This window comes from Limnohabitans sp. MORI2 (assembly GCF_027925025.1).
Lineage (GTDB): Bacteria > Pseudomonadota > Gammaproteobacteria > Burkholderiales > Burkholderiaceae_C > Limnohabitans.
Map to the genome: position 1 here is coordinate 2,151,488 of NZ_AP027058.1, position 19,302 is coordinate 2,170,789.

Genomic DNA, 19,302 nt, shown 5'->3' on the forward strand with positions numbered 1-19,302 from the left:
CGGGGCGTGCAGCCCCCTCTTGCTGCACATTGCCCCGCGCCTCTCAACTTGCTGGCTAAACCTTGACTGACCCAGCACTTGCCCACCCTCTTTCCAGTCTCTCCCTCAGAGACGCCGATACCCGAGATAGCCATGACCGATAAAAACAGCACCTACCGCGACACGCTCAATATGCTCGACACGCCGTTTCCCATGCGTGGCGATTTGCCCAAACGCGAACCCGCGTGGGCCCAAGCGTGGAACGAAGAAGGCTTGTACAAAAAGCTACGCGCTGCGCGCCACGGCGCACCACTGTTTGTGTTGCACGACGGCCCGCCCTACGCCAACGGCAAGCTGCACATCGGCCATGCGCTGAACAAAGTGCTGAAAGACATGATTGTGAAAAGCCGCCAACTGGCTGGCTTTGACGCGCAATACATCCCCGGCTGGGACTGCCACGGTTTGCCGATTGAAAACGCCATCGAAAAACTGCATGGCCGCAAATTGAGCCGCGACGACATGCAGGCCAAGAGCCGTGCATTCGCCACCGAGCAAATTGACCAACAACGCGAAGACTTCAAACGCTTAGGCGTGCTGGGCGATTGGGAGCGCCCCTACCGCACCATGGACCCCGCCAACGAAGCCGGCCAACTGCGCGCCTTCAAACGCGTGATGGAGCGTGGCTTTGTCTACCGCGGCTTGAAACCCGTGTACTGGTGTTTTGACTGCGGCTCATCACTGGCCGAGTTTGAAATTGAATACGCCGACAAAAAGAGCGACACGCTGGACGTGGCCTTCTTGTGCGCCCAACCCGAAAAGCTGGCCGCAGCCTTTGGTTTGGCCAAGATCGACAAAGAAGCTTTTGCCGTCATCTGGACTACCACCGCGTGGACCATTCCCGCCAACCAAGCGCTCAACATGCACCCCGAAATCGAGTACGCCTTGGTCGACACCGAGCGTGGCATGTTTGTCTGCGCCGCCTCGTTAGCCGAGAAATGCTTGGAGCGCTGGAAGCTCGAAGGCAAAGTGGTCGCCACCACCAAGGGAGACAAGCTGGGCTTGATTGAGTTCAACCACCCACTCGCCCATGTGGACGCTGGCTACCAACGCACCGCCCCCGTGTACTTGGCCGACTACGTGGGCGAAGCCGACGGCACAGGCATCGTGCACAGCGCACCCGCGTATGGCGTGGACGACTTCAACTCATGCATGGCCAATGGCATGAAGTACACCGACATCTTGAACCCCGTGCAAGGCAACGGCTGCTACGCCGAAGACTTCCCGCTGTTCGGTGGCTTGCACATCTGGAAAGCTGTGCCTGTCATTCTGGAAACGTTGCAAAACGCAGACCGCTTGATGGCCACGCAAACCATCACGCACAGCTACCCACACTGCTGGCGTCACAAAACGCCCGTCATCTACCGAGCAGCAGCGCAGTGGTTCATCCGCATGGACGCGTTTGACAGCACCACCGAAAAAACCACGGGCAAGTTCATCACCGACAAGTCAAGCAAATCATTGCGCGAACTCGCTTTGAACGCGATTGACCAAACCAGCTTCTATCCAGAGAACGGCCGTGCGCGCTTGCGCGACATGATTGCCAACCGCCCCGACTGGTGCATCTCGCGCCAACGCAGTTGGGGTGTGCCTGTGCCGTTCTTCTTGCACAAAGACAGCGGCGAGTTGCACCCACGCACCATGGCCATCATGGACCAAGCGGCAGACATCGTTGAAAAAGGCGGCATCGAAGCTTGGAGCCGTGTGACAGTCGAGGACATCCTCAACCAACCGGGTGACGACGCAGGCAGCTACACCAAGAGCACCGACATTTTGGAAGTTTGGTTTGACTCTGGCTCGACCTTCCAGCACGTGCTACGCGGCAGCCACAAAGACGCCTACGACCGCGCGCCACACCACGACCAAGGCCCAGAAGCCGACTTGTATTTGGAAGGCCACGACCAACATCGCGGCTGGTTCCACAGCTCGTTACTGCTCGGCTGCGCCTTGTACGACCGCGCGCCCTACAAAGGCTTGCTGACCCACGGCTTTGCCACCGACGGCCAAGGTCGCAAGATGAGCAAGAGCTTGGGCAACACCGTCGCGCCTCAAGAAGTGAGCGACAAAATGGGCGCCGAAATTTTGCGCCTATGGGTGGCCAACACCGACTACTCGGGCGACTTGAACATCGACGACAAAATCTTGGCCCGTGTGGTCGATGCCTACCGCCGCATCCGCAACACGCTGCGCTTCTTGATGGCCAACATCAGCGACTTCGATGCCACCCAAGACGCCGTGGCATTTGATGACTTGTTAGAAATCGACAAGTACGCGCTGTCACGCGCAGCGCAATTGCAAGCTGAAATTTTGGGCACTTACAACACCGACAAAAAAGTGTTTGAAGGTGGCCATTTCGGAAAGTACGAATTCCACCCCGTCGTTTCAAAGTTGCAACTGTATTGCTCAGAAGATTTGGGGGCGTTCTACCTCGACGTGCTCAAAGACCGCCTGTACACCACAGCGCCTAAGTCGCTTGCACGCCGCAGCGCACAAACCGCGTTGCACCAAATCACCCATGCATTTGTGCGCTGGATGGCACCGTTCTTGAGCTTCACCGCTGAAGAAGCATGGCGCACGATTGGCAAGTCGGAGTCCATCTTCTTGGAAACCTTCATCCATCTCGGCGCAACCAACATAGCGTTGATGGATAAGTGGGGCACGCTACAGCAGGTGCGCGAAATCGCTAACAAGGAAATCGAAAACCAACGCACGGCTGGCGTTGTGGGCGCATCACTGCAAGCTGAGTTGGTCATCCACTGCGATGGTGCGACGTATGACGCGTTGGCCTCGCTGGGTAACGATTTGAAATTTGTGTTCATCACATCACAGGTTTCCTTGGTGAAGACTGCAGGCGCAGGCTTGACTGTTGAAGTCAAAGCAAGCGAAGCGCACAAGTGCGAACGCTGCTGGCACTACAGCGACGACGTGGGCCACAACCCCGCTCACCCCACCCTGTGCGGTCGTTGCGACAGCAACTTACATGGCAACGGTGAAGTGCGTTACTTCGCTTAACGCTTTTCAACACACATGGCACGCCACACTTTCATTCGCAACACCACGTCGTTTTGGGTGTGGATCGCCATGGCTGCCTTGGTCTTGGTGGCCGATCAATTCACCAAGGTGTTGATGGTCAGCACGTATCAGCTGGGTGAAGGTTTTGCCGTTAATAGCTTTTTCAACATCGTGCGTGTGCACAACGAAGGCGCTGCGTTTTCGTTCCTCGCGACGGCAGGTGGCTGGCAGCGTTGGTTCTTCACGGGTCTCGGTGTGGTTGCCACGCTCGGCATGGTGTGGATGCTCAAAAAGCACCCCGGCCAAAAACTGTTTGGCTTTGCCATCGCTTGCATCTTGGGTGGTGCAGTAGGCAATGTGATGGACCGCGTGCTGTATGGCTACGTGGTGGACTTTCTCGATTTTTATTACGCCGGCATTCACTTCCCCGCGTTCAATGTGGCCGACTGCGGCATCAGCGTGGGCGCTGCGTGTCTCATCTTGGATGAAGTGCTGCGCGTGCGCCGAGGCAACTGAGCATGCAAATACTCGCCCCCACCACCGTCAACGTTGAGCAACTCAACACCACACTGGCTCACAAAGGCTATGGCGTGCTCAACGCGCACAGCGTGGCGCAATGGGCGGGGTGTGCGTTGAGCGAACTGCTCGCCCTGTCACCCGACTGGGACAACATGCCGCCCGACAACTACCTGAAGGATGGTGGCCGCTACCGCCGCCGTCGCCACAGCAGCTTTGTGTTTGAGCACAACACATTGAGCCAAGTGCCTCACCGCGCGCATTGGCAACCCCTTAGCTACAACGCCTTGCACGGCGGTATGGAGCGTTGGTTTGAGCCTATGCACGAGGCGACGGTAACCACACCTGCATGGACGAAATTGCTCACCGCATTGGCCAATACCGCCGCCCAAGTGCGCGGCAAACCCCACACCAAATGGTGCATCGAAGCGCATCAATTCCGCATCGACACGACCGACGGCATTGGCCGCCCCACGCCTGAAGGCGCGCATCGCGATGGCGTGGATTTTGTGGCGGTATTCATGCTCGGACGCGTGGGCATCAAAGGCGGCGAAACCCGCGTATTTGATGCCAACGGTCCACATGGCGAACGCTTCACCCTGAGCGAGCCTTGGTCGTTGATGTTGTTAGACGACACCCGCGTGATTCACGAAAGTACGCCCATTCAGCCGTTGGCTGAAGGTGGCCATCGCGACACGCTGGTGCTCACCTGCCGCGCAGACAAATTTCAAGACGCCGAGCCTAGCGCCTGAAACGCCTGCGCTGTCATCACAAGGTGATGATGGTGCAGCCCGTGGTCTTGCGGGCTTCCAAGTCGCGGTGCGCTTGGGCAATGTCAGCCAGCGGATAAGTTTGGTCGATGTGGATCTTCACCTTGCCGCTGGTCACCGCTTCAAACAAATCGTCGGCCATCGCTTGTGTGCTTTCGCGTGTAACGATGTGGCTGAACAGCGTTTGGCGTGTGACGTAAATCGAACCCTTGGGGCCCAAGATGCCGGGCGAGAAGGGGTCCACGGGGCCTGAGGCGTTGCCAAAGCTGGCCATCAAACCAAATGGGGCCAAGCAGTCGAGCGACTTGTCCCACGTGTCTTTGCCCACCGAGTCGTACACCACCTTCACGCCTTTGCCGCCGGTGATGTCTTTCACACGGGCCAAGAAGTCTTCGGTGTTGTAGTTGATCACGTGCGCAGCGCCGTTGGCCTTGGCCAATGCACACTTGGCATCGCTACCAGCTGTGCCGATGAGTTGGTAGCCCAAGGCCTTGGCCCATTGGCAAGCGATCAGACCCACACCACCAGCGGCCGCGTGGAACAAAATGAAGTCACCGGCGTGCAAACCACCTTGAGGCAAGGTGCGCTTGAGCAAGTACTGTGCGGTCAAGCCTTTGAGCATCATGGCTGCGCCTGTTTCAAACGAAATCGCATCGGGCAATTTGCACACGCACTTAGCGGGCATCACGCGCTCTTCGCAATAGCTGCCGGGTGGTTGGCTGGCGTAGGCAGCACGGTCGCCGACTTTCAAATGGGTCACACCCTCGCCCACGGCTTCGATGATGCCGCTGGCCTCCATACCCAACTGCAAGGGCATGGGCAGTTGGTACAAGCCGCTGCGTTGGTACACATCAATGAAGTTCAAACCGATGGCTTTGTGGCGAATGCGAATTTCGCCAGGGCCGGGCTGGCCCACGGTCACGTTGACGAGCTTGAGTTGCTCGGGGCCGCCGTGTTGTTCGATGATGACTGCTTGGGTCATGGGTGATGCTCCAGAGAGGTTGAATTTTTAAGATGCCGAATCCTGCCACGAAACCCCTGGCAAAGCTGTCACATGGGTTATTCACCGCTCGGGTACAGTGCTGGCCTTATGTCTGTTGTTCCTCATGCCTTGACGCCGCGCAATGCGGCGCTTTTGTTGATTCCTCCACTCCTTTGGGCCGGTAATGCGGTGATTGGTCGCATGATTGCGGACCTGATTCCGCCCATCACGCTGAACTTCATCCGATGGGTGTTGGCCTTTGTGCTCCTGCTGCCCTTGGCACACACCATCTTGCGTCGCAACAGCCCGTTGTGGGCGCATTGGAAGCACTACACCGTGCTGGGTCTGTTGGGCGTGGGCTGCTACAACAGCTTTCTTTATTTGGCGCTGCAAACCTCAACGCCCATCAACGTGACCTTGGTGGGCTCGAGCATGCCCGTGTTCATGCTGTTGGTCGGTGCCTTGTTCTTCCAACAACACGTGCGTAAACGCCAAATCGCAGGGGCTTTGCTGTCCATCGTTGGGGTGTTGGTGGTGTTGTGCCGAGGTGATTGGCACGCTTTGGCCAATGTGCACTTGGTCATCGGTGATGTGTTTGTGCTCTTGGCGACAGCGGCTTGGTCTTGGTACAGCTGGCTCTTGGCGCGCACCCACGAACCTGTCGAAGCGCGCAGCAATTGGGCGAACTTCTTGATGTCGCAACTGGTATTTGGTTTGTTCTGGTCTGCGGCATTCAGTACAGCCGAGTGGTCAGGCCTCACAGGCATCGCTGATCCCCACATCAGCTGGAGCTGGCCCTTGATTGCCGCACTGGTGTATGTGTCCGTAGGGCCTGCTGTGTTGGCGTATCGCTTTTGGGGGCTGGGCGTGCAACGCGTGGGCCCCAACATCGCTGGTTTTTTTGTAAACCTCATCCCCGTATTCACCGCCACGCTGTCAGCGTTGGTCTTGGGCGAGATGCCACAGCTCTATCACGCTGCCGCGTTCGCGCTCATCATTGGTGGGATTGTGGTGTCGTCTTACAAACCCCGCACCTAAAGCGAGTGTGGGGTCAATTACTCACCGCACCCAAACGGCAGCGACATCCATTTAGAAGCTGAATAAGCAGGGATACCTGCTGTTTTGGCACGCGCCTCTAACCTGACGCCAGTGCAACCAAAGGGGAAGAGGAAAGCCACGTGCGACACCCCTGCTTCGCTGAATTTGCCAATGTCATGCTGCATGCGTGCAAGGGTGCGTTTGGTTTTGAGATCGGTGATCAACAACTCCACCTCGCCAAAAGCATCTTTGCCCGGTGGCATTGGCACGGCAACATCGATCAAGACTGTGTCGGCGGGCTCTGCTTTCGTGTCACCCTCGATGATGTACTCGCCAACGAACACGTTATTCAGAAAGTCCGTCGAACGGATGGCTGATGAGAAGCGACCGCTGTATTGATAAAACAGCTTCGCCTCTATCGCATCAACAGCAATTTGCTCCTTCGCCAAACTTGATGCACTCACCCAACACAGCAAAAGGGGCAAAAGCCTTTTCATCATCTCAGACAAGCAAACTTAGAAAGTACCCGCATACGCGCCACCATCGGTCAAGATGTTTTGGCCTGTGATGTAACTGGCTTGGGCAGAACACAAAAACGCGCAGGTGTCACCAAACTCTTGTGGGTTGCCAAATCGCCCCGCTGGGATTTGTGCTTGCTGCACGCCACGAATGTCGTTCACGCTTTTGCCTGTTTTCTCGGCAGCCGCTTTGTGCGTGGTGGCCAAACGGTCGGTGTCAAACTTGCCTGGCAGCAAGTTGTTGATGGTGACGTTATTGCCTGCGAGCTTTTGCGTGCGTGCCACACCCGCCACAAAACCTGTCAAGCCAGTACGTGCGCCGTTGGACAAACCCAAGATGTCGATGGGCGCTTTCACCGCGCTTGATGTGATGTTAACGATGCGGCCAAAACCACGTGCAGCCATGCCATCTACCGTGGCCTTGATGAGTTCTATCGGGGTCAGCATGTTGGCGTCCACCGCCTTGATCCAGTCGTCGCGTTCCCAGTTGCGAAAGTCACCGGGCGGTGGGCCGCCTGCGTTGGTCACCACGATGTCAAAGTTTTGGCCAGGGCCGCCAGCGACTGACCAAATGGCTTCGCGGCCTGCTGGCGTGGTGATATCTGCCGCTACTGTGAGGATGGTGGTGCCCAGCTTGCGCAACTCCGAAGCCGCAGCATCCAGCGCCTCAGCACCACGCGCGACGATGACCACATTCACACCTTCACGCGCCAAGGATTGCGCACAGCCGAAGCCCAAGCCTTTGCTTGCACCGCCCACCAATGCCCATTTGCCTTTGAGTCCTAAATCCATCACTTCGCTCCATACTTAGAAACAATAAACACACCACTGACGACCAACAATGTACCCACACCAATCCAAATATTCATTGGTTCATTCAATAACCACACGCCCAGCGCAATGGTGGACATCGGACCAATCATGCCTGTTTGCGCAGTCAAAGCAGCGCCAATGCGCTCAATCGCCATCATCACCATGAGCACAGGCGCCACCGTGCAGGCAACGGCATTAAGCACACCAAGCCACAACACCTCGACCGGCACATCTGCAGCAGACAGCGGACGCAGCACCACAAATTGAGCAATGCAACACACACACGCCACACTGGTCGCCCAACCGACCAAACGCAACGAGCCAATGCGCTGCACCAGCTGACCGCTGTAGAGCAAATACACGGCATAGCTCACCGCGCTGCCTAATACCAAGCTGCCACCAAGCGCCACGTTCGATCCGGCAAACGACAGCTCATGCGAGAACACCAACATCACGCCGCTATAGCTGATGGCCATCGCCAACATACGGATGGGATGAATCGGCTTTTTATAAACCGCCCACCCCAGCAACACCACCAGCGTGGGGTTGAGATACAAGATGAGTCGCTCCAGACTGGCAGTGATGTATTGCAAACCTAAAAAATCTAAGTAACTCGACAGGTAGTAGCCCACAAAGCCAAGACCCACGATGTCGATCACATCGCGACGCGTCAGCGGGTTCTCACGCGCAATGGCTTGGCGCTCGGCCCACAAACCCATCGCGATGAAGAACGGCAACGCAAACAACATGCGATACATGATGACCGTGACGGCATCGACCCCATACACATAAGACAGCTTGACGATGATGGCCTTGCCGCTGAATGCAATCGCACCAGCGGTGGCAAGCAAGAGCCCTGACAAAGCAGGACGTTGTGAATGGGGCATTGAGAGAGGTGTGAATTCGCTGGAGAAAACCTGAGTTTATGTGAGGCTTTCACACAAGCGTGTCACAAACGCTCGGTACCATTAGGGGGTATGTCCTCCCTCGAACTCACCCTCTTGTATTTGTGCGCTGCTGTGGTCAGCGTGGTGGGTTGTCGACTGTTGCATTTGCCGGCCATGCTGGGCTATTTGTTTGCAGGCGTGGTGATTGGCCCCAACGCCTTGGCGCTGGCCAACGATTCGGTGGCGGTCGAGCACTTGGCCGAATTTGGTGTGGTGTTTTTGATGTTCGTCATCGGCTTGGAATTCAACCTACCCAAACTCATGCGCATGCGCAAACTGGTGTTTGGTTTGGGGTTGGGCCAAGTGGTGTTCACGCTGGTGGGTGCGTTTTTATTTAACTTAGCGGTCGGCTTTGCACTCAAAGAGCTAGGCTATATCTGGCGCTTGAGCTGGCAAGCCTCTATTGCATTGGGCAGTGCCTTGGCCATGTCAAGCACGGCCATTGTGGTCAAGCTCATGTCCGATCGCGTTGAGCTGGAATCACCACATGGCCAGCGCGTGATGGGCGTGTTGTTGTTTCAAGATTTGGCCGTCGTGCCATTGTTGGTGCTAATTCCCGCACTGGCTGACATGGGTGAACACAATATTTGGCGCGTGCTGTCGATTGCCATGCTCAAAGCCACCGTGTTGGTGGGCTTGTTGCTGTGGGGTGGCCAGCGTGTGATGCGCGCTTGGCTGCACATCGTGTCGCGCCGCAAGAGCGATGAGTTGTTCATGCTCAACCTCTTGTTCATGACGCTGGGCTTGGCATGGCTGACCGAACTCGCAGGTTTGTCTCTGGCCATGGGCGCGTTCTTGGCAGGCATGTTGATTGCCGAGACCGATTTCAAACACAAGGTGGAAGCCGACATTCGCCCTTTCCACGATGTGTTGCTGGGCTTGTTCTTCATCACCATCGGCATGAAGCTCGACTGGGAAGTGTTGATCGACAGCTGGGGTTGGGTGCTGTTGCTGTCGCTCGTGCCTTTGTTTCTCAAAGCGGCTTTGGTATTCATCTTGGCTCGCCTCACCGGCGCACCTGCCGGTGTAAGCCTGCGTACAGCCCTGTACCTCGCACAAGCGGGTGAATTCGGTTTTGTGTTGTTGTCACTCGGTGTCCAAAACTCGCTCATCCCCGCAGCGTGGATGAGCCCCATATTGGCGTCGATGGTGTTGTCGATGATTGCTACACCGTTCTTGGTGATGAACGCCGATCGCATCGTCAACCGACTCATCAGCAACGACTGGTTGCTGCAGTCGCTCGCCCTCACCGGCATGGCCCAACGCACACTCAAGATTGAGCACCATGTCATCGTGTGCGGCTACGGCCGAAGCGGCCACAACTTGGCCGATTTGCTGACACTCGAAAATATTCCCTACGTGGCCCTCGACTCTGACCCAGAAAAAGTACAAATGGGACGTGACCACGGCCACCATGTGGAGCTCGGTGACGCCACCCGTTTCTCAAGCCTCATGTCTGCTGGCTTGGTGCGCGCCTCTGCCGTGGCCGTGACCTACCCCGATTTACCTTCTGCTTTGAAAGTGTTGGCTTGGGTCAAAGAACACGCGCCGCATGTACCCGTGATCGTGCGCACGCACGACGATGAACACCTCGAAGACTTGCGCGCCGCAGGCGCGGCCGAAGTGGTGCCTGAAGTGATTGAAGGCAGCCTCATGCTCGCCAGCCAAACCTTGGCGCATATTGGCATTCCTTTGAAGCGCGTGATTCGTTTGGTGCAAGGCCAGCGTATGACGCGCTATGCGCTGATGCGCGATGTGCTCAAGCACAAGTTTGAAACGCCAGAGGACTGAAGCATCGCGTCACGCGATGCAAGCTCACCGAGGCTCGGTCTGCAAATAACGACACCAGGCACTCACCAACTCACGCACGGGCTGCATGGGCAAACGCCCCTCTGGCAAATTCCACCAAGCTGTGTCATCGGGCCCCACATGACTGAAGTTGAATTGCAAACCATGGGGATGCACATCCACATTGAACGCGTCGCCATCTAGCGCCCAATGTGTACGCTGACCTGATGCCACTTGCGCCAACACATCCAGCACGTTTTGACACTGTTCAACCGTGTTCACGTCGCTGGTGAGCCACGCACACACAAAGCGATTCAGCGGATGCTCTGCATCGATTTCGCCACCATCGCCCACCCACTCACAGACGGGATAGTGCACGGCTTGCGCATCACTGCCAGGTAGTGGCGCTTGTTCTTGCATGAAACAGCGAAGCGGCATAGCTCAATGACGATTGCTGTAAACGGGGTAAGCCGTGACGCGGGGTTCTAGGTAGCCCTCGACGCGCACACCACTGGGTGTGAGCGCACTCCACTTGTCACCACGAACCGTTTTGGTAGGGCTGAACCACGCGGCGTTGACCTCGCTTACCACTTGCTCTGCCGTCCAGTCTTTGGGGAACATGGTGTTAGGCATAGGGTTGCCATTGCGGTCGGTCTTGGTGATCCACTGGCCTGGATGCTGCGGATCGACCATTTGTACTTGGGCGCGGTACACCCCTGAAGCATCGGGGGCTGATGCTGTGCCTTCAATCACACGAACATCGCCGTTGAGCAACGTGTGGCCACCCGTAGGCTCGCCCGTGTGACGTTTGTAATCTGCGCCGATGATGTGTTTGAAATCAATGGGGGAATGGCTGGCGGGCAGCGTCGCCTTAGCAGACTTGGCAACCTCAACCACACGTTCATCTTGCGATTCAACGTCTTTGGCTGCTGCCACCTTCTTGCTCTGTTCATGCGCCACTGCAGGCGTGGGGCTATGCGGCGCTTGGTATGAAAAGAAAGCCGACAGCGCGACGATCACCAAAGCCAATGCCATACGAATCACGTTACTCACCCATCACCTCACCTTCACGTCTAGGGTCTGCACCGCTCACCCACACGTTTTTGCCATTCTTGTTTTGTTTGACCACGGCTTGCAGTCCGCTGGTCAAGGCTTGCTCACGCACCTCATGGCCGCGCTCGCGCAAGGCCGCAAGGGTAGCAGGTGCAAAGCGCCCCCCTTCCAACACCATGGGCCCACCCACGCTGCCAAAGTTAGGCAATGCAATGGCTTGTTGTGGACTCAGACCCCAGTTCAACACACCATACAAAGTTTTGGCCGTGAAGTGGATGATCATGGCACCGCCCGGACTACCCAGACTCGCCACCAATTCGCCTGTGGCCTTGTCAAACACCAACAAAGGAGACATCGACGAGCGTGGGCGCTTGTTGGGTTGCACTCGGTTGGCGACCACACGCCCCTGCGCATCACGCGGCACAAAGCTGAAATCGGTGAGCTCGTTGTTGAGCAAAAAGCCTTTGACCATTTGACGTGAACCAAATGCATCTTCAATCGTGGTGGTCATGGCCAGCGCGTTGCCCTGCGCGTCCACGATGCTGATGTGCGAGGTGCCGTACTCTGGCTGATCAAGCATGGGCGCAAAGCTGCTGCGCTGCCCACGCACAGGCACGCTGGGCAAGGCTTGCGGCATAGCAGTGGGTCGAATGAGCTTGGCTCGCTCACGCACATAGGCAGGCGCCAACAAACTTTGCCACTCGCCACTGGGGGGCGGCACAAAATCAGGGTCAGCCACATAGTGCGCACGGTCGGCAAACGCAAGGCGCGAGGCTTCGGCATACAAATGCAGCCAGCGCGGGTCAGGTGTGCCATCCACCGCTTCACGGGGTGAGGACATCATGGAAGCGGGCGTGTGCTGCAACATGCCCAAGATTTGACCGATCGCCATCACGCCCGAGCTCGGTGGCGGGAAGCCACAGATGCGATACACACGCGCATGCGCAGGATGGTCAAAACACAAGGGGATGCGTTCTTTGGCTTGGTAGTTGGCCAAGTCACTCAGCGTCATGCGCCCTGGGTTGCTGGCGTGTTGTTGCACTTTGCGCACCATGGCCTCCGCCACTTCGCCGCTGTAAAACGCTTGAACACCTTCGGTGGCTATGCGTTGCAGCACGACAGCCAACTCTGGGTTACGCAACAGATGCCCCACAGGATGTGGCTCACCATTCGCTTGGTAAAAGTAAGCGCGCGCTGATGCATCTAAACGCAAATACGCATCGGCCTTGAGTTGTGCATGCAAACGCGGACTGATGGCAAAACCTTGTGTGGCTAAGCGAATGGCAGGCTCAAACAACCGAGCCCACGGCAACTTGCCATGCTGCGCATGCGCTTGCGCCAACATGCGCAGCACACCAGGTGTACCCACCGCACGCCCCCCGACAACCGCAGCATGAAATGCCAGCGGTTTGCCATCGGGCCCAAGCAATAAATCTTCTGTGGCCGCTGCAGGGGCTGTTTCTCGGCCGTCGAAGGCTTGCACATGGGCACCTGCGCTGTGCAACAAAAATGCGCCGCCCCCAAGGCCACTTGATTGGGGTTCGACCAACCCCAAGACCATTTGTACCGCGATGGCGGCATCGACAGCAGAGCCACCCGCCTTGAGCACATCAAACCCAGCTTGCGTGGCCAGAGGGTTGGCAGCGGCCACCGCAAACTGCGTGGTCACCACATCAGCTTTGCGGTTGAAGCCAGTGGCAATTTCGGGTTGCAGTGGCGTGCTGTTATGAGGTGGTGTAGTGCAAGCACTTAGCCACAGCAACAACGCAATGGGCCAGATGCGCCTGCGCAGCGTCTTACCCTGCCATGCACGACGAACGCGCGCGTCGGTCATTTTTTAAACACTTTGTTGTGCAGGCGTCGCATCGACAACCACACGAGCAAGCCCACAAACGGCAAAGCACACGCTGCCGTGAGATCAGGCGAAAACGGCCAACCCACTTTCTCAGCACCTTTGGCTAAGTAGCTGACCAGGCCAGTGAAGTAATACGTGATGGCTGCTACCGACAACCCCTCCACCGTAGATTGCAACTTGAGCTGCACGTCTTGGCGCTGGTTCATGGTGGTGAGTAAGGCTTGGCTGCTTTGTTGCTGCTCATAGTCCACCCGCGTGCGCAACAAGTTGCTCATGCGCGAGACACGTTCAGACAAGGCGTTTTGACGACGCGCTGCCCAGTCGCATGTGCTGCGTGCGGGCGACAAACGGCGCTCCATGAACTCCGCGATGGTTTGCATGCCGGGCATGCGCGATTCAGCAATGTCACGGATGCGGCGATCGACCAACTCAAAGTACGCTCGTGTGGCTGAAAAGCGTGAATGCGTGCTGGCGTATTGCCCTTCCACTTCACCCGCCAAGCGCGTGAGGCGATCCAACAACACCGCTTCATCGGCGCTGCTGGCATGGCGAATGGCATTGGCCAATGCAGCAAACTCACGTTCGGCATCGGCTAACGCATGCGACGCTTGGCGCGCGGCAGGTACACCCAACAAGCCCGCCATGCGGTAGGTTTCGATCTCAAGCAGTTGTTGCACCAAACTGCCTTGACGACGCGGCGTGAGCGACCCCGTCAACAACACAATGCGCGAATAGCCATCGGGGTGCAATTGAAAATCGGTGTACACCTCGCCATGGCCTTCAGCCACCGTGGAGGCCACCAGCGTATCTTCACGCAACACCTTGGGCATGTCTTGATGAATATCCGTCGTGGAAGACGGCAACAGCCACACATGTAAACGCGCCAAACATTCGCCTGGCAACTGCGTGAGCCATTTTTGAGGCACAGCTTGAATGGCTGTCATCGGCTCGCCATGTGCAAACACATCTGCACTCACAGGGCGCATGAAAGTCCATGACACGAACTCGGTATGCAGCTCCCAACGCAAACGAAACGAGCCCAAGTCCATGCGCACATGGTTGGTGTGGGTGTCGGGCGCGGGCAGGTGGTGATCATGCAGCAGCTGCGTCAAATGATCGCGACTGGCTTGTGCGCTGGGACGATCGACCCACATGACCACCCGCGAAATCACCTGCGGCGCTTGCATAGGCTCTGGCGGTCGTGCGTGCACTTCGTTGTGCAAGGCCAGTCGTTGGGGATGGTCGATCATCGTGGTCTTTCTGAGAAAACGGATGCAAGCCTCAATATAAGCGAAGCCGAATGAAAAACGGCACCCGAAGGTGCCGTTTGAGGTTGAAACAGTTTGAACTGAATCAATCTTCCACGAAGGCTTCTTCGCGTTTGGACTTGATGGATGGCAACAGCACAATCACCAAAAGCATCGCAGCAGCAGCCAACAAGCCAGCCGACAAAGGACGTGTACCAAACACAGACCAGTCACCACGTGAGAGCAACAGCGCACGACGCAGGTTTTCTTCCATCATCGGGCCCAAGATGAAACCCAACAGCAAGGGGGCAGGCTCCACACCCAACTTCATGAAGATGTAACCGATCAAACCAAAACCAGCCACCATCCAAATGTCGAAGGTGTTGTTGTTGGTCGAGTACACACCAATCGCGCAGAACAGCACGATGGCGGGGAACAAGAAGCGGTAAGGCACAGACAACAACTTGATCCACATGCCGATCAATGGCAAGTTCAAGATCACGAGCATCAAGTTACCAATCCACATGGAGGCAATCAGACCCCAGAACAACTCGGGGTTGCTGGTCATCACCTGTGGGCCGGGTTGGATGTTGTGAATGGTCATCGCACCCACCATCAAAGCCATCACGGCGTTGGGTGGAATACCCAAGGTGAGCAAGGGGATGAACGAGGTTTGTGCACCCGCGTTGTTCGCAGCTTCAGGCGCTGCCACACCACGGATGTTGCCTTGACCGAATGGGACTTCACCCTCACGCAACGAGGTTTTCTTCTCGATGGTGTAAGCCGCAAACGCTGCCAGCAACGCACCACCACCAGGCAACACACCCAGCAGAGAACCGAGCGAGGTACCGCGAATCACGGCAGGCATCATGTTCTTGAAGTCTTCCTTGGTGGGGAACAAGCCTTCCACCTTGGCTGTAAAGACTTCGCGGTCCTCTTCGGGTTGCGACAAGTTCGAAATGATCTCGCCGTAACCGAACACACCCATCGCCACCACCACGAAGCCCACACCGTCGGTGAGTTCGGGGATGTCAAAACTGAAACGTGCGACACCAGAGTTCACGTCGGTACCGATCAAGCCCATCAAGAGGCCCAACACGATCATGGCAATCGCTTTGAGCAAGGAGCCCGAAGCCAACACCACCGCGCCAACCAAGCCCAAAATCATGAGTGAGAAATATTCGGCAGGGCCAAACTTGAATGCGAGTTCAGTCAAAGGAGGCGCGAAGGCCGCCAAGATCAAGGTACCCACAGAACCGGCGAAGAACGAACCCAAACCAGCAGCCGCCAAAGCGGGGCCTGCACGGCCTTTGCGAGCCATTTGGTAGCCGTCGATGGTGGTCACCACCGAAGACGATTCACCAGGCAAGTTCACCAAAATCGCAGTGGTTGAACCACCGTATTGAGCGCCGTAGTAAATACCGGCCAACATGATCAGCGCCGACACAGGTGGCAGCGCATAGGTGGCGGGCAACAACATGGCGATGGTCGCCACAGGGCCAATGCCTGGCAACACGCCAATGAGCGTGCCCAAGATACAACCGACCAAGGCGTACATGAGGTTGATGGGCGTGAACGCCACACCAAAACCCAGAGAGAGGTTTGCAATCAAATCCATTTTTTAGTTCTCCCGGCTTAGCCAGCAATAAAGGTGGGCCACACAGGCATTTGCAACTTCAGCAGCAAGATGAACGCCACATAGCTACCCACCGACAAGATCGTGGCCAAGATGAGCACGTCTTTGAGGACAAAGGTTTCACCGGCTTTGCTGGCAATCAGCACCAAGGCGTAAATCGCAGCAATCAAGCCCATGGGTGGAATGCCAAAGCTGGGCAAACCCGCCAACAAAATGCCAAACACCACGTTGGCACCCAAGATGAAGATGATGGGCTTCCAGGCAAACTTGCCGATGGGTTCGCCATCTTCGGTGTGCTCGACCAAAGAATAGAACGTGATGAACGCGCCCAACACGGCCAAGAAAATACCGAGCAACATGGGGAAGTAACCAGGGCCCATGCGAGCACCGGTCCCGATGGTGTAGTTGGTTGCACCCCATGCGAAACCACCGCCGACCAATGTGAACATCAGGCCGGAGAAAAAGTCTTTTTGACTTTTGATCATTTGATCTCCTCTATCCAATAGCAAATATGCGCTGAATTATGGAGGTCTGCCTTGGTGCGGTTCGATGTGGGTTACACCTATTTTGAGTAATGCAGATATCAGGGGTAAACCCTAAATCACACCTCTTTCAAAGGCTTGAACACGCGCAACCACTTGGTCGCCGGCAAGGGCCAGCGCGCTTGAATCGCTTCAGCACGCGCCATGAGCTCGGCACGCTTGGGGTGCGTCGGCGTGCGCTGCGCCAGCACCACGGTATTGCCCTCACGTGTGGGCTTGAAGGCCCACAAGGCATCGGCCCCAAACGCGGCCGCCATCTTCTCCACGCTTTGCGCAAAGCTAGAGCTGCGGCCAAACAGGTTGACTGTCATGAAGCCATCGTCGGTCAACAGTTGTCGGCAATGACCATAAAACTCAGCGCTGTCGAGCACGGGGGATGCAGCTTCGTGGTCATACAAGTCGACTTGTAACGCGTCAATCTGGCCGCGCCAATGGTCATGCTTGGCCACCTCGGCCGCGTCACCCAACACCACTTGCAGCTTGGCGCTGTCGGCAGGCAGCTTGAACCACAGACGACAAGCCGCCACCACTTGCGGGTTGAGTTCAATGGCCGTGGTTTTCATGCGCAGGTGCTTGAAACAAAACTTGGTCAGTGCTGCCGCACCCAAACCGAGCTGCATGGCGTGGAGCTTGCCCACCTTGTCAGGGTCGACGAACAAGAGCCACGCCATCATGCGTTGCACGTATTCCAGATCGATGTCAAAAGGTTTTTCAATGTTCATCGAACCTTGCACCCAGGGTGTGCCGAGGTGCAGGTAGCGGGTGTCGCCATAGTCAGAGAAATTGACTTCTGGAAGTTGGATTTTTTTCTTGGTTGCCATTGCGTTGCTTATGTTTTTTATCCAGCCATGCCTTCGACCACAAAGCGCACGCGTTTGTTGCCTTGCCACTCGTCAGCCTCTAAACGAAAGGCCAAATGCGCTTTGGCTGGCAAAGGTTCCACACGGCCAAACCAAATGCCGTCCACGGGCTGACCGTGGTGGCGCAGCTTGAGGGCCAAATGTTTTTCGCCCACCAGCCGTTGCCCCACCACCTCCACCTCTTCGCTGAAGGTGGGTGGTGCAAAGCCTTGGCCCCACACTTCGCGGGCCAGGGTGTCGGCCAACTCGGGGCGGCGGTATTCGGGCAGCAGCGGCCCATCGGTGTCTAGGCGGCGCTGCAAGGTGGCTTCGTCGAGCCACTCTTGCGCGACCTCTTGCAAGGCTTCTTCGAAGGTGGCGAGGTTGTCTTCTTCCAAGGTACAACCCGCCGCCATGGCATGGCCACCAAAGCGCAGCAACACACCGGGGTGGCGCTTGGCGACGAGGTCCAACGCATCACGCAAATGAAAACCTGGGATGGAGCGACCCGAACCTTTGAGCTCGTGACCTTTGCCCGCTGCTTGGCTAGGCGCAAACACAAACGTGGGGCGATGGTGCAAGTCTTTGAGCTTGGCCGCCACGATGCCGACCACGCCTTCGTGAAACTCGGGATCGAACACGCACAGAGCTGAGGGCGGTTCTTCTTCTGGGTCAAACATTTCTTGCGCGAGCTCTAGCGCTTGCTCGCGCATGTCACCTTCAATCTCGCGGCGCTCGCGGTTGATGCGGTCAAGTTGCGTGGCCAGCTCGGTGGCACGGCCCACGTCGTCGGTGGTCAAACATTCAATACCCAAAGTCATGTCTGACAAACGACCTGCCGCGTTGATGCGTGGGCCAATGGCAAACCCGAAATCTTGCGAGGTGCATGTCTCGCTTTTGCGGCCTGCTGCAGCAAACAAAGCTGCCATGCCTGCAGGCATTTGCCCCTTACGCACACGTGCCAAACCTTGGGCCACCAAACGGCGGTTGTTGGCATCGAGCTTGACCACGTCGGCGACGGTACCTAGGGCAACGAGCGGCAAAAGTGTGTCGAGCTTGGGTTGCTGTTCGGCAGTGAAAACGCCACGCTTGCGCAGCTCCGCACGCAAGACAAGCAACACATAAAACATCACACCCACACCGGCGAGTGCCTTGCTCTCAAACGTGCAGTCTGGTTGGTTGGGGTTCACGATGGCGTCGGCCTCAGGCAATACAGCGGCCGGCAAATGGTGGTCGGTCACGAGCACTTGCAAGCCCAAAGCACGGGCACGTGCCACGCCCTCCACGCTGGCAATGCCGTTGTCCACGGTGATGAGCACATCCGCACCGCTGGCTTTGACGCGCTCAGAAATGGGGGGCGTGAGGCCATAGCCATCGACCACGCGGTCGGGCACGATGTAGCTCACGTGCCTTGCACCCAATAAACGCAGGCCTCGCAGCGCCACGGCACAGGCGGTGGCCCCATCGCAGTCATAGTCGGCCACGATGCAGAGTTTCTTGTTCGCAGCCATCGCGTCGGCCAACAGCACAGCGGCAGCTTCGATGCCTTTCAAACCGGTGGGCGGTAACAGCTGCGCCAGCGAAGCATCTAAAGCCGCTGCGTCTTGTACGCCGCGTGCGGCATACAAACGCGCCAGCAGCGGATGCACCCCTGCTTGCTCCAAGGCCCAAATGGTGCGTGGTGGCATGTCGCGAGGAATGAATTGCATG

Annotated in this window: 17 protein-coding genes; 5 read left to right on the plus strand and 12 right to left on the minus strand. The window is 57.1% G+C overall.

All coding sequences use genetic code 11. The features are described 5' to 3' along the window. The first annotated feature begins 132 nt into the window (after positions 1-132). The 3 genes from ileS to QMG27_RS10245 are packed head-to-tail and all read left to right on the plus strand — an operon-like array spanning position 133 to position 4,316. Positions 133-3,048, plus strand: a complete 2,916-nt coding sequence (gene ileS, locus QMG27_RS10235) for an isoleucine--tRNA ligase (protein WP_281811016.1) — start codon at positions 133-135, stop codon at positions 3,046-3,048. 15 nt (positions 3,049-3,063) lie between these two features. Then, a complete protein-coding gene (lspA, locus tag QMG27_RS10240; RefSeq protein WP_281811018.1) occupies positions 3,064-3,564 on the plus strand; it encodes a signal peptidase II in 501 nt (166 codons plus the stop codon). 2 nt (positions 3,565-3,566) lie between these two features. Beyond that, entirely contained in the window at positions 3,567-4,316 is a 750-nt protein-coding gene (locus tag QMG27_RS10245; protein ID WP_281811020.1) for a 2OG-Fe dioxygenase family protein, read from the plus strand. Between the two features lie 16 nt (positions 4,317-4,332). On the opposite strand, the gene QMG27_RS10250 is transcribed toward QMG27_RS10245, so the two are convergent. Further along, positions 4,333-5,316, minus strand: a complete 984-nt coding sequence (locus QMG27_RS10250) for a quinone oxidoreductase (protein WP_281811022.1) — start codon at positions 5,314-5,316, stop codon at positions 4,333-4,335. 108 nt (positions 5,317-5,424) lie between these two features. Here QMG27_RS10250 and QMG27_RS10255 point away from each other — a divergent pair, with 108 nt between their 5' ends. After that, positions 5,425-6,354 (plus strand): DMT family transporter, encoded by a 930-nt coding sequence (locus tag QMG27_RS10255; RefSeq protein ID WP_281811024.1) that lies wholly within the window; start codon positions 5,425-5,427, stop codon positions 6,352-6,354. 17 nt (positions 6,355-6,371) lie between these two features. Here the strand turns inward: QMG27_RS10255 and QMG27_RS10260 are convergent, their stop codons facing one another. From QMG27_RS10260 to QMG27_RS10270, 3 genes are read right to left on the minus strand one after another with little or no spacing between them, the layout of a single operon-like run. Continuing rightward, complete coding sequence (locus tag QMG27_RS10260; RefSeq protein WP_281811026.1) at positions 6,372-6,839, minus strand: hypothetical protein; 468 nt, start codon at positions 6,837-6,839, stop codon at positions 6,372-6,374. Between the two features lie 30 nt (positions 6,840-6,869). Continuing rightward, positions 6,870-7,664, minus strand: a complete 795-nt coding sequence (locus QMG27_RS10265; RefSeq protein WP_281811028.1) for an SDR family oxidoreductase — start codon at positions 7,662-7,664, stop codon at positions 6,870-6,872. Then, positions 7,664-8,572 (minus strand): DMT family transporter, encoded by a 909-nt coding sequence (locus QMG27_RS10270; protein WP_281811030.1) that lies wholly within the window; start codon positions 8,570-8,572, stop codon positions 7,664-7,666. Before QMG27_RS10270 ends, QMG27_RS10265 begins: the two co-directional genes overlap by 1 nt. 90 nt (positions 8,573-8,662) lie before the next feature. Here QMG27_RS10270 and QMG27_RS10275 point away from each other — a divergent pair, with 90 nt between their 5' ends. Next, the gene (locus tag QMG27_RS10275; protein ID WP_281811032.1) at positions 8,663-10,423 is read left to right on the plus strand and encodes a cation:proton antiporter; all 1,761 of its coding nucleotides are present in this window, start codon (positions 8,663-8,665) and stop codon (positions 10,421-10,423) included. 24 nt (positions 10,424-10,447) lie between these two features. On the opposite strand, the gene QMG27_RS10280 is transcribed toward QMG27_RS10275, so the two are convergent. From QMG27_RS10280 to recJ, 8 genes are all read right to left on the minus strand, one after another. Next, positions 10,448-10,858 (minus strand): hypothetical protein, encoded by a 411-nt coding sequence (locus tag QMG27_RS10280; protein ID WP_281811034.1) that lies wholly within the window; start codon positions 10,856-10,858, stop codon positions 10,448-10,450. 3 nt (positions 10,859-10,861) lie between these two features. Beyond that, a complete protein-coding gene (locus tag QMG27_RS10285) occupies positions 10,862-11,473 on the minus strand; it encodes an EndoU domain-containing protein (protein ID WP_281811036.1) in 612 nt (203 codons plus the stop codon). After that, positions 11,466-13,307 (minus strand): gamma-glutamyltransferase family protein, encoded by a 1,842-nt coding sequence (locus QMG27_RS10290; protein WP_281811038.1) that lies wholly within the window; start codon positions 13,305-13,307, stop codon positions 11,466-11,468. The genes QMG27_RS10285 and QMG27_RS10290 overlap by 8 nt, the downstream gene beginning before the upstream one ends. After that, complete coding sequence (locus QMG27_RS10295) at positions 13,304-14,578, minus strand: DUF3422 domain-containing protein (protein ID WP_281811040.1); 1,275 nt, start codon at positions 14,576-14,578, stop codon at positions 13,304-13,306. Before QMG27_RS10295 ends, QMG27_RS10290 begins: the two co-directional genes overlap by 4 nt. A gap of 103 nt (positions 14,579-14,681) precedes the next feature. Next, entirely contained in the window at positions 14,682-16,193 is a 1,512-nt protein-coding gene (locus tag QMG27_RS10300; RefSeq protein WP_281811042.1) for a tripartite tricarboxylate transporter permease, read from the minus strand. Positions 16,194-16,210: 17 nt separating this feature from the next. After that, positions 16,211-16,696, minus strand: a complete 486-nt coding sequence (locus QMG27_RS10305; protein WP_281811044.1) for a tripartite tricarboxylate transporter TctB family protein — start codon at positions 16,694-16,696, stop codon at positions 16,211-16,213. Positions 16,697-16,812: 116 nt separating this feature from the next. Beyond that, complete coding sequence (locus QMG27_RS10310; protein WP_281811046.1) at positions 16,813-17,574, minus strand: spermidine synthase; 762 nt, start codon at positions 17,572-17,574, stop codon at positions 16,813-16,815. 17 nt (positions 17,575-17,591) lie between these two features. Next, complete coding sequence (gene recJ, locus QMG27_RS10315; RefSeq protein WP_281811048.1) at positions 17,592-19,301, minus strand: single-stranded-DNA-specific exonuclease RecJ; 1,710 nt, start codon at positions 19,299-19,301, stop codon at positions 17,592-17,594. Between the last annotated feature and the right edge of the window lies 1 nt (position 19,302).

What these genes read in the sequence shown, in the direction of transcription:
- ileS (WP_281811016.1), top strand. Translation starts at nt 133, where the DNA reads ATGACCGATAAAAACAGCACCTACCGCGACACGCTCAATATGCTCGAC.
- lspA (WP_281811018.1), top strand. Translation starts at nt 3,064, where the DNA reads ATGGCACGCCACACTTTCATTCGCAACACCACGTCGTTTTGGGTGTGG.
- QMG27_RS10245 (WP_281811020.1), top strand. Translation starts at nt 3,567, where the DNA reads ATGCAAATACTCGCCCCCACCACCGTCAACGTTGAGCAACTCAACACC.
- QMG27_RS10250 (WP_281811022.1), bottom strand. Translation starts at nt 5,316, where the DNA reads ATGACCCAAGCAGTCATCATCGAACAACACGGCGGCCCCGAGCAACTC.
- QMG27_RS10255 (WP_281811024.1), top strand. Translation starts at nt 5,425, where the DNA reads ATGTCTGTTGTTCCTCATGCCTTGACGCCGCGCAATGCGGCGCTTTTG.
- QMG27_RS10265 (WP_281811028.1), bottom strand. Translation starts at nt 7,664, where the DNA reads ATGGATTTAGGACTCAAAGGCAAATGGGCATTGGTGGGCGGTGCAAGC.
- QMG27_RS10270 (WP_281811030.1), bottom strand. Translation starts at nt 8,572, where the DNA reads ATGCCCCATTCACAACGTCCTGCTTTGTCAGGGCTCTTGCTTGCCACC.
- QMG27_RS10275 (WP_281811032.1), top strand. Translation starts at nt 8,663, where the DNA reads ATGTCCTCCCTCGAACTCACCCTCTTGTATTTGTGCGCTGCTGTGGTC.
- QMG27_RS10280 (WP_281811034.1), bottom strand. Translation starts at nt 10,858, where the DNA reads ATGCCGCTTCGCTGTTTCATGCAAGAACAAGCGCCACTACCTGGCAGT.
- QMG27_RS10290 (WP_281811038.1), bottom strand. Translation starts at nt 13,307, where the DNA reads ATGACCGACGCGCGCGTTCGTCGTGCATGGCAGGGTAAGACGCTGCGC.
- QMG27_RS10295 (WP_281811040.1), bottom strand. Translation starts at nt 14,578, where the DNA reads ATGATCGACCATCCCCAACGACTGGCCTTGCACAACGAAGTGCACGCA.
- QMG27_RS10300 (WP_281811042.1), bottom strand. Translation starts at nt 16,193, where the DNA reads ATGGATTTGATTGCAAACCTCTCTCTGGGTTTTGGTGTGGCGTTCACG.
- QMG27_RS10305 (WP_281811044.1), bottom strand. Translation starts at nt 16,696, where the DNA reads ATGATCAAAAGTCAAAAAGACTTTTTCTCCGGCCTGATGTTCACATTG.
- QMG27_RS10310 (WP_281811046.1), bottom strand. Translation starts at nt 17,574, where the DNA reads ATGGCAACCAAGAAAAAAATCCAACTTCCAGAAGTCAATTTCTCTGAC.
- recJ (WP_281811048.1), bottom strand. Translation starts at nt 19,301, where the DNA reads ATGCAATTCATTCCTCGCGACATGCCACCACGCACCATTTGGGCCTTG.